The organism is Cupriavidus sp. SIMBA_020 (assembly GCF_046535395.1).
GTDB classification, from domain to species: Bacteria; Pseudomonadota; Gammaproteobacteria; order Burkholderiales; family Burkholderiaceae; genus Cupriavidus; species Cupriavidus campinensis.
The window spans coordinates 1-273 of sequence record NZ_JAWRWU010000546.1; the positions used below are offsets into that span (position 1 = coordinate 1).

Genomic DNA, 273 nt, shown 5'->3' on the forward strand with positions numbered 1-273 from the left:
GCCTGCTTGCGCGCGACCGTCGCGACCACGTCGTTCGCGGAGCCGAGCATCATCACCACCGCGTTGTGCGCGAACCAGAGATCGGCGATACGCGTTTTGGGCTGCGCGAACGCGGGTGTTGCCGCGAGACTGCCGGCGAGCGTCGCGGCGCAGAGCGCGAGTGAGGCGGCGGCGCGCGTGAGTTGGTGCAAAAAGCGGGTCGTCATCACAGATCGAACTCCACCGAAGCCGTCACCGTGCGCGGCGCGCCGAGCTGCGCCGTCGCGTTGCCCG

1 protein-coding gene is annotated in these 273 nt (G+C 70.0%); it reads right to left on the bottom strand.

Annotated features, from left to right (window positions below; all coding sequences use genetic code 11):
• Window positions 1-206: hypothetical protein (locus tag SB751_RS30450; protein WP_410749078.1), on the bottom strand; the 206-nt coding region annotated here is incomplete at its 3' end.
• Window positions 207-273 lie beyond the last annotated feature (67 nt).